This is a genomic window from Desulfosarcina sp. (assembly GCF_041551955.1).
GTDB lineage: Bacteria > Desulfobacterota > Desulfobacteria > Desulfobacterales > Desulfosarcinaceae > Desulfosarcina.
This window is the reverse complement of sequence record NZ_JBFELV010000192.1, coordinates 1-9,097: the sequence shown is the minus strand read 5'-3', so window position 1 is coordinate 9,097 and position 9,097 is coordinate 1. Positions and strand designations below refer to the sequence as shown.

6 protein-coding genes are annotated in these 9,097 nt (G+C 55.3%); 4 read left to right on the top strand and 2 right to left on the bottom strand.

What is annotated here, in order from left to right:
- The first annotated feature begins 404 nt into the window (after nucleotides 1–404).
- From ABYV26_RS14685 to ABYV26_RS14670, 4 genes are all read left to right on the top strand, one after another.
- The gene (locus tag ABYV26_RS14685) at nucleotides 405–2,177 is read left to right on the top strand and encodes a substrate-binding domain-containing protein (RefSeq protein ID WP_372682104.1); all 1,773 of its coding nucleotides are present in this window, start codon (nucleotides 405–407) and stop codon (nucleotides 2,175–2,177) included.
- 12 nt (nucleotides 2,178–2,189) lie between these two features.
- The gene (locus ABYV26_RS14680; RefSeq protein ID WP_372682103.1) at nucleotides 2,190–4,040 is read left to right on the top strand and encodes an ATP-binding protein; all 1,851 of its coding nucleotides are present in this window, start codon (nucleotides 2,190–2,192) and stop codon (nucleotides 4,038–4,040) included.
- Between the two features lie 233 nt (nucleotides 4,041–4,273).
- The gene (locus tag ABYV26_RS14675) at nucleotides 4,274–4,717 is read left to right on the top strand and encodes a response regulator (RefSeq protein ID WP_372682102.1); all 444 of its coding nucleotides are present in this window, start codon (nucleotides 4,274–4,276) and stop codon (nucleotides 4,715–4,717) included.
- Between the two features lie 112 nt (nucleotides 4,718–4,829).
- Nucleotides 4,830–6,764 (top strand): response regulator, encoded by a 1,935-nt coding sequence (locus tag ABYV26_RS14670; protein ID WP_372682101.1) that lies wholly within the window; start codon nucleotides 4,830–4,832, stop codon nucleotides 6,762–6,764.
- 174 nt (nucleotides 6,765–6,938) lie between these two features.
- Here the strand turns inward: ABYV26_RS14670 and ABYV26_RS14665 are convergent, their stop codons facing one another.
- Both ABYV26_RS14665 and ABYV26_RS14660 read right to left on the bottom strand, forming a co-directional pair.
- Entirely contained in the window at nucleotides 6,939–7,943 is a 1,005-nt protein-coding gene (locus tag ABYV26_RS14665; RefSeq protein WP_372682100.1) for an adenylate/guanylate cyclase domain-containing protein, read from the bottom strand.
- Nucleotides 7,944–8,153: 210 nt separating this feature from the next.
- Entirely contained in the window at nucleotides 8,154–8,666 is a 513-nt protein-coding gene (locus ABYV26_RS14660; protein ID WP_372682099.1) for a hypothetical protein, read from the bottom strand.
- Nucleotides 8,667–9,097 lie beyond the last annotated feature (431 nt).

The following is a 9,097-nucleotide window of genomic DNA, read 5'->3' as shown; positions in this document are numbered from 1 at the left end:
TTGGTCCAGCCCCGGCTGGGGGCGCTGAAAATGATGGATTTCCACCAGGTGGATTCGGCTATCGAGGAAGGCTACATTGGGGTCAAAGAGAAGTTGGAAGACATCAAGGCCCTGCTGGAGATGCCCGACCAGGGATCTGAAGTGGAATGGCACTGACCTGTCCCATTGATCGCGCAAATCTTCAACATATTGAATTTACCAGTTAAGCTATTGACACACAAGCAGCCATTTGAGATATTTCTCCTGGTAAGCAAATTCCCGTCGTCTACATGTTGAATACTCAAAACTGCTCCGCGATGCGCTCGATCTGGGTTGAGCTTGGCCGAACCGCTGAGGCCTGTGACCTTTGGCTTGCATAAAGATTGACCACTTGCCGTTGGTATTCAAGCATGGAGGAAGTGTCGATGCCCGCTAACAGCTCACGATCGACCGGGACGGTTCTTCTGGCCAGCGTGCTTCTTTTTTTGGGCGGCGTCCTCTTGCCTGCCGCCAGCTTCTCGGCCGCCAACGAACAAACCGTGGCGCTGGTGATGAAGGCGCTTACCAATCCTTTTTTCTCCAAAATGGAGCTGGGCGCCAAAGCCTATGCGAACCGCCACAACATCCCCCTGGAAGTTTTTGGTATCGATCGAGAAACGGATGTGGAGCGCCAAATCAGCATCGTGGAGAACCTGATCGCCCGGGGCTACGGCGCCGTTGTGATTGCACCTACCGACTCCAAGCAACTGGTTCCCGTCTGCCAAAAAGCCATCGCGACCGGTATCGTCGTGATCAATATCGACAATCCGTTTCACAAGGCCACCTTGCACCAATATGGCGTCGCCATCCCCTTTGTCGGTTCCGACAACCATTCCGGGGCCGCTCAGGTCGGTGCCTATGTGATGCGCAGGCTGAACGGCCGCGGACGCGTGATGGTCATCGAGGGCATCCGAGGGGTCGAAAATGCCGACCTTCGCAAGGCCGGCTTTGTGGAGGCGATCACGCGCGACAGCCATATGGCGCTGGTGGCCAGCGAGAGCGCCAACTGGCACACCGACGAGGCGTTTTCTCTGGCCGTTGAACTGCTTAAGACACACGCGCCGGTGGATGCCGTTTTCTGTGCCAATGACAAAATGGCCCTGGGCGTTCTCCAGGCACTGGATATCTCGGGCATGGCCGGTAAAACCGTGCTGGCCGGCTACGACAACATCGAAGCGGTGCGCTCGGAAATGCAACGCGGCCGGGTGCATGCCACGGTCGAACAGCATCCTGAATTGATGGGACAGTTCGGCGTGGCTTTGGCCGTGCAGGCCCTTGCAGGGGAAAAGGTGCCGTCCTACCTGCCGACCCCGGTGGATTTGGTCACCCACGAGACGTTCGGTAAAACCATCGCCCTGTCGATCTCCAGTCAGGTCAACCCCTTTTTTTCTTCACTCCAGCAGGCGGCGCAGAAAGCGGCGCAACTGCACGGCGCCAAGTTGGTCGTTGCGGATGCGCACGACAGCAATGCCAAGCAGTTGAGCGATCTGTTGACTTTTTTAAACGCGGACAGCGATGCCCTGATCGTCAACCCCACCAACACGGAGACCGTGGTTCCCGGTATCGAAATGGCCAATGCCCTGAACATCCCGGTCATCACGGTGGATCGCAAGGCCGCCGGTGGTCACACCATCTGCCACATCGAATCCGACAATGCGGAAGGTGGACGCATGGCCGCCCGAATGATGGCCCGTCTCTTGAACCGCAAGGGCAGGGTGATCGAGCTGGAAGGCATTCCGGGCACCTCGGCCGCCATGGAGCGCGGTGCCGGGTTCCATGAAGCACTAAAGGCCTTTCCGGAAACCACGGTTGTCGCACGGGAAGTGGCCGACTTCGACCGGCAGCAGGCCAAAGCGGTGATCCTGCGGACCATGCGTCGGAATCTGCCTTTTGACGGGATCTTTGCCCACAACGACAACATGATCCTGGGCGCTGCGGACGCCCTGGAAACGGGCCAGAATACCGCCGACAAGGTATTGATCGGCTTCGACGGCATTCAAGCAGCGATAGAAGCTTTGCAAGAAGGACGAATCGACGCGACCATCTCCCAAAAGCCTGAACGAATGGGTGAGCTGGCAGTGTTGAGCATCGCGCACTTTTGGCGAGGAGAAAAACCGGCCCCGCTCATCCGAATCGATCTGGAAGTTGCCGAAAAATAAGAGGGAACAGGCATGTTTCGCACGATCAATCAGAAATTTTACACGATTGCCGGCGTCTTGGTTGTATTGTTCTGTCTCAGCTACGTTCAAGTAGCCTATTTCATCAACCAGCAGACCCGCATGGCCGCCCAGGGCGAACAGATCATTGGCGTCGAGAGGGACATCCGCAACTTGCTGAACCTTTTTTTCCGGCTGCGCTATTGGGGACGGGCGGTGTTCACCCAGGATTTCCCGGATGCCGAGCGGCATTTCGGCCAAATCATGGTCCAGATGAAGTCCCAATTGTCAACCGCGAGAACCCGATCCAAGGGAACCTTCATACCACGGGAACTGGAACGCGTCGCCCAGCTCCTTGCAACCTACGAACAGGATTTCAACCAGTTGATCCAGCTCAATACCGACCATCGGTTGCAGCGCACCCGGCTCGACTCGAGCTACCAATCCCTGTCCTCCTCCATCCTCGCCGTTGGCAGCCTGAACTTTTTAAAACCGTTGCTGGTGGCAGCCCATTTTCAGATGGGATACGTCAGCAACCACCAGCAAACCGAATATCAAGCGCTGCAGGTGGTGATCGATTCGCTGAAAAGCAAATTCGCCCAAGCCAACCTCCTGGACGAACGCCTGGACGGCTATATGGATAGCTACCGCCGGGTCCTCGAAGAGGATTTCAGTATAAATCAGCGCTTCAAGACGATTGCCCAGCAGTTCAACACCACCAGCGTCGCCCTGACCGAGCTGATCAATGCCATTTCAGGTCAGGCCGAAACCCTCTTGAACGAGGAATTCATGGCCGCTCAAACCATTCGGGAGCGATTGAAATTCTCTTTTTTGATGTCATCGACCCTGAGCGCCCTTGCCCTTCTGCTCATCCTGATGATCGTGGCGCGCAAGATCGTCCGTCCTGTCCGATCGGTGGCGCGCGTCATCCGGGATATCAGAACGGGAAAAACCGCCTCGCGCTTTGATTTTACCGGCACGCCAAAAGATGAAATCGTGCAGTTGGGATTGACCTTCAACGACATGCTGGACATGCTCGAGCAGAAAAACAGCCAGCTTATCACCTACCAGAAAGAGCTCGAAGCGAAAGTCCAAGAACTGGCGGCACGCCAGCAGGAGCGCGAGCACTTGATCGACGCGCTGGAGGTCAAGAATGCCGAGCTGGAGCGCTTTACCTATACGGTTTCGCATGATCTCAAGAGTCCCTTGGTCACCATCCGCGGTTTTTTGGGTTTTTTGGAGGAGGACGCTGCCATCGGTGACTTGCCGCGCATGAAGACGGACATGGCACGTATCGCCGAAGCGACGGAAAAGATGCAGTGGCTGTTGAATGATTTGCTGGAACTCTCACGGATCGGGCGCCTGATGCACCCGCCCGAAGTGATAGCTTTGGAGGAGATCGTGCGCGAGGCATTGGAAACGGTTTCCGGCCACCTGAATGCCAAAAACGTGAAGATAAAAATAGCCGCCGATCGGCAGCTGCTTTACGGGGACCGTCAGCGTTTGCGCGAAGTCTTTGAAAACCTGCTGGACAACGCCCTCAAATACCTGGGCGCGCAGCCGGTACCTGAAATTCTCATTGGCGCGCGGTCTGCGGGCGACGAGATGGTTTACTACGTCCAGGACAACGGCATCGGGCTCGCACCACCATATCGGGAAAAAATCTTCGGGCTGTTCGAAAAGCTGGACCCGACGGTGGAGGGCACCGGGGTAGGCCTGGCAATTGTCAAGCGCGTCATCGAAGTCCACGGCGGCCGCATTTGGGTTGAATCCAAAGGGATCGGCCACGGCAGCACCTTCTGCTTCACCCTGCCGGCCAAGCTGGGTTCGGACGCGCAGCAGACGGTTTACCCCGTTGTTGCATAAACAATGTCTGACTTAAAGGAATCATGATGAATATAGCCAATTTTCTGCCATTTCCAGGATGTCGGCATGGTGAATTCCAGGAATGGCATCGTTTTTCTCATTGGGATTGTCTTCCAGGAAAGCTAGTGGACTTCAGATCCTGTGTTGTCAAGCGATCGCAGTAGCCAATTACAGCTTCACCCTTGACGCCTGCGCTCTGAAGCGATCAAATTTTTGCAACGTTGGGGTACAGCATGCAAGACGACGCGATGGTGGTAATGCTGGTTGAAGACAATCCTGCGCATGCCGAAATTATCATTCGACTGCTGAAGGAGAATCGCATCACGGTGCAGATCCGCCATGTTTCAGACGGCGAGGCGGCGCTGGACTACCTGTTCCGGCGCGGCGCTTATGCCGACCGGTTTACGTATCCGGAACCGCACCTGATTCTGCTGGATCTGCGCCTGCCCAAAGTCGATGGCCTCGAGGTGCTCAGACAGATCAAGGCATCAGAACGTCTGCGCCTGCTGCCGGTGGTGGTGCTCAGCTCATCCGCGGCGCATGGGGACATTGCCGCCGCTTACCGCCAGCATGTCAACAGCTACCTGGTCAAACCGGTGGATTACAACCAGTTCGTGGTGCTGATGGAAAACTTGGTTTCGTATTGGCTGACCTTAAACCGTCACCCACAGCCGTAACCCCATCGTTGCCAAGAAATATGCTAAAATGACCATTACTATTTGAAATCATATATGAAGATTATGATTTATCCCTGCGCTCCGGAATGCGCCCGCGAGAGGAACCTCAGCAATGGCAAAGCGATTCAGGATCTTGATGGTGGAAGATGAACCGGCTCATGCCGAGTTGGTCAACCGTGCTTTTGAAAAACACGCCGAGCGCTTCGAGCTGGCCGTGGCCGGCAGTCTCGAAGAAGCCAGGCAATATCTATCCGCCCACACCCCGGATCTTGTCTTGGTCGACCTGTTTCTACCCGACGGGTTGGGCAGCGACCTGCTGCCCGGCAAGGGTAAGGCCCAAGGTGCGCTTTACCCAGTGGTGGTGATGACCAGCTATGGGGATGAAACGGCGGCCGTGAAAGCCATGAAGGCGGGTGCCTTGGATTATATCGTCAAGTCCGAGGTAACCCTGAGAGATATGCCCCATCAGGCCACCCAAACGCTGCGGGAATGGAATCACATCACCGCGCGAAAACGGGTAGAAGCGTCTCTGGCGGAAGAGAAAGAGCGTCTGGCCGTCACCTTGCGCAGCATCGGGGATGCGGTTATCGCCACCGATGCGCAGGGCCGGATCACACTGATGAACAAGGTGGCGGAACGCCTCACCGGCTGGCGGCAGGAAACGGCCCTGGGCGAGACACTCGAGAAGGTTTTCAACATCGTCAACGAGCACACCCGTGAGCGTTGCGACAATCCGGTGGCCAAGGTGCTTGAAACCGGCGGGATCGTGGGGTTGGCCAACAATACCGTACTGGTCGCCAAAGATGGCACGGAGCGGGTGATTGAAGACAGCGGAGCGCCGATCCTGGACCACCAGAACCGAACGCTCGGCGTCGTTCTGGTGTTTCGCGATGCGACCGAAAAGCGCCGCCTGCAGGAGGAACGGCAGAAAGCCCAAAAGCTCGAATCCATAGGGGTGCTGGCCGGTGGCATCGCCCATGACTTCAACAACTCGCTGACCGCCATCATCGGCAACATCTCCCTTGCCAAACTCTATGCCAAACCGAATGAGCGGATCCATGAAAAACTGGAAGAGATCGAAAGGGTCGCCCTGCGCACCAAGGGGCTTACCCAGCAGCTGCTGACTTTTTCCAAGGGGGGCGAACCGATCAAAAGCATGGTGTCCATCACCGAGTTGCTCAAGGAGGCGGCGCTTTTTACCCTTAGAGGTTCAAATGTGCGCTGCACTTTCGACCTGCCTAAAAACCTGTGGGCGGCAACCGTCGATGCAGGCCAGATCGGCCAGGTGATCAACAATATCATCATCAATGCCGAACAGTCGATGCCGGAAGGGGGTATTCTCGAAGTCAAGGCCCAAAATATTGAGATGGTTTCGTCGACCCCGATACCCCTCGTGCCGGGCAAGTACGTAAAGATTTCTATTCGCGACCAGGGCATTGGTATTCCCGAAGCTCACCTGACCAAAATATTTGACCCCTATTTTACCACCAAGCAAAAAGGAAGCGGCATCGGGCTGGCGGTGGCCTATTCAATCGTCGATAAGCACAACGGATACATTGCGGCGGAATCGGATGACGGCGGAACCACCTTTCATGTGTACCTGCCCGCCACCGAAGCGGCGCGTTCAGCCCAAACGGACCCGCGCAGCAAGATCATGCGCGGTGTCGGAACCATCCTGCTCATGGATGATGAGCCGGACATCAGAACCGTGGGCAGTGAGATGCTGCAAGCACTCGGCTATACGGTCGTGTGCACCCGCGACGGAGCCGAGGCGGTGGAACGCTATCGTCAGGCACAGGAAGCGGGCGAAACGTTCGACGCCGTCATCCTGGACCTGACCATACCCGGCGGCATGGGTGGCAAGCATGCGGTCACCCAGCTGCTTGCCTTGGACCCTTCCGCAGCGGTGATCGTCTCCAGCGGGTATTCCAACGACCCGGTGATGGCCGAGTTTCGTCGATACGGCTTCCTGGGGGCCGTGAGCAAGCCCTATCAGCTCAAGGACTTGAGTGCGGTCCTGCACGAAGTGCTGGCAGGCAAACCGTAACCGTTCATGGGTTCAGTGGTTCAAAAGTTAATACCGCAGCAACACTTCGCGACTTCTTTCTCAAAGCCCCCGCCGGGTATGGCCATGACCAAATGTAATGGTTGGGCTTCGCCCCTCAGCCCAACCTGCGCGCTGGCAGGCAAACCTTCCGGCGCATGATTATCCGACTCATCGTTACGTCACGCACACAAAGGGTTGCTCGTCGATGCTGTGAAGCTGCAGCGGTTCACCGACGCCCTTGACGGGAACCGGAGAGAGCGGGTTCATCTGGATGGATCGGTGGAGACCCTGACGCACGGCATCGCTGATGAGGATGTCCGTATCGAAATCCTTGTTCAGTTCCTGAATTCGGGAGGCGATGTTCACCGTCTCGCCGACCAGGGCATATGACAGACGCTGGCTGCTGCCGATGTTGGCAGCCACCACCTTGCCGGCGTGAAGGCCGATGCCGTGCCGCAGGGATGGGAACCCCTGGTTGACCAGCTGAAGATTGACCTGGGACAGGCGCGTACGCATGTCCAGGGCCGCGTCGACGGCGCACTGTTGATGGTTTTCAAGCGCCACCGGTGCTCCGAAAACCGCCTCGATTTCGTCGCCGATGAACTGAAGCACCAGGCCATGATGAGCGTTGATGGCCTCGGACATGGACTTGAAGTAGGTGTTGATGACCGTAACCACCTCTCGAGGGGGGAGGGTTTCGACCAATCGCGTGAAATCCCTGAGGTCGGCAAACAGGACGGTCACCTCCTTGAGTTCCCCGCTCAGGGTCACCCGGCCGCCGAGAATTTCGTCGCGAACCGCCTTAGACACATATCTTCCGAAGGTTTCGTTCAGAAAATCCCGTTCCCGCTGCTGGCGGCGCTGGCGGTCCACCATCCAGCCGGTAAGCAACGCCATCAGGTTGAACCCGGCCACCTGAAGTCCCACAACAGCCACAGATATGCGTCCGGCGTCGATGTTGTGGTAAAAAAAGTGAGCGTATACGATGCTGGCGGCTGCGGAAGTGACAAGGGCTGCCGGGAGGCCGAACCACAGACCGGCAAGCACGATGGGAAAGAAAAACAGCTCCCGATGCAGGATGTGAGTGCCCAGGAATCCATGGATGGGCAGGTGGTGAACCACCGCCACCGCCGCCAGAAGAAAAATGATGATCCCCGTTTTTATAACGTTGAGGTTCATGGGCACGTGCCCTAAGTTGGATAAACCGGAAACAACTGAATACAGATAAATATCAAACTACAAAAACCAAATTCCAAACAAATCCCAAATCTCAATGTTCAAAATGAAGAAGCAAAAAAAACGGTCACCTGTCATTTTGGTTTCTCCAATATGGTTTGAAATTTTGAGATTTGGTCATTGAGATTTGTTTGTTATTTGGGTTTTGGCGATTTAGTTTTTGTGGTCGTACCAAAACTTAAACACCTGTTTTTCATCCTGGTCCTTAAGCAGGCAGATCACCCCGTATTTACCCGGCTCCTTGAAGGTGAAATTGGCGGCCAGGATGCCGCTGTAATTCTTCAACGGGCTCTCTTGCTCGGTCTTGTCCGGGGCGATCACTTTTATTTTGCCCACGGCATTTTTGATCGGTTCGCCGCCGTCGGTCTCCTTGAGGTTGACCATGATGTGGTGGGTTTCCCCCTTGTCCGAGGTCATGTTCATGCTGGCCAGGCTCATCACCTGGAACTCGGCATCGAGGCCCCCTTGCATGTCCGTGTGCTTGAAGGTGCCCCCCATTTTCGATTGGTCCATCTGCATGCCGTGGGCACCGTGATCCATCTTGTCGTCGGATTTCATGTCGTGTCCGCCGCTCGACCCGCTACTGTCGTGTCCCTGCATGGCCATGGCCGGAAAGGCGATCAAAGTAAAGATTACTGCCGCAAAAAGAAGTGTTCGCGTTTTCATGATAATTCCTCCAGGTTTGTGAATGATACCGTTTTCAATCGACTGATCGCGGCTGGAAGCCGCTCCTACAATTCCTCAATCCGGATAAACCGGAAGCAACAAATTTCAAATTACAAATCTCAAATAAATTCCAAATTACAATTTTCAAATCTCAAAAAGAGCAACCATCGATTTATTTCTCTCCTGTTGATGATGAGAATATCCTTTTTCTAAGACCTTGACGTTTGGAGTTTGGCTATTGTGATTTGTTTTTCATTTGTTTTTTGGTTATTGATTTTTTCATTCTGTCATAAAAACAAGAAACTGCAGGATCAGAAGAAGGTAGATTGCTATACCTGTGGTCACCAATAAATTCCTGGTGCCATTTTTACCCAGCGTATGGGCCAATGATCCGATCCCCAACCTGGAATCGAGATGGATATCGTAAAGGG

Bases quoted from the DNA above. Each gene is read 5' to 3' on its own strand.
- ABYV26_RS14660 (WP_372682099.1), bottom strand. From the start codon at position 8,666: ATGAAAACGCGAACACTTCTTTTTGCGGCAGTAATCTTTACTTTGATC.
- ABYV26_RS14665 (WP_372682100.1), bottom strand. From the start codon at position 7,943: ATGAACCTCAACGTTATAAAAACGGGGATCATCATTTTTCTTCTGGCG.
- ABYV26_RS14685 (WP_372682104.1), top strand. From the start codon at position 405: ATGCCCGCTAACAGCTCACGATCGACCGGGACGGTTCTTCTGGCCAGC.
- ABYV26_RS14680 (WP_372682103.1), top strand. From the start codon at position 2,190: ATGTTTCGCACGATCAATCAGAAATTTTACACGATTGCCGGCGTCTTG.
- ABYV26_RS14670 (WP_372682101.1), top strand. From the start codon at position 4,830: ATGGCAAAGCGATTCAGGATCTTGATGGTGGAAGATGAACCGGCTCAT.
- ABYV26_RS14675 (WP_372682102.1), top strand. From the start codon at position 4,274: ATGCAAGACGACGCGATGGTGGTAATGCTGGTTGAAGACAATCCTGCG.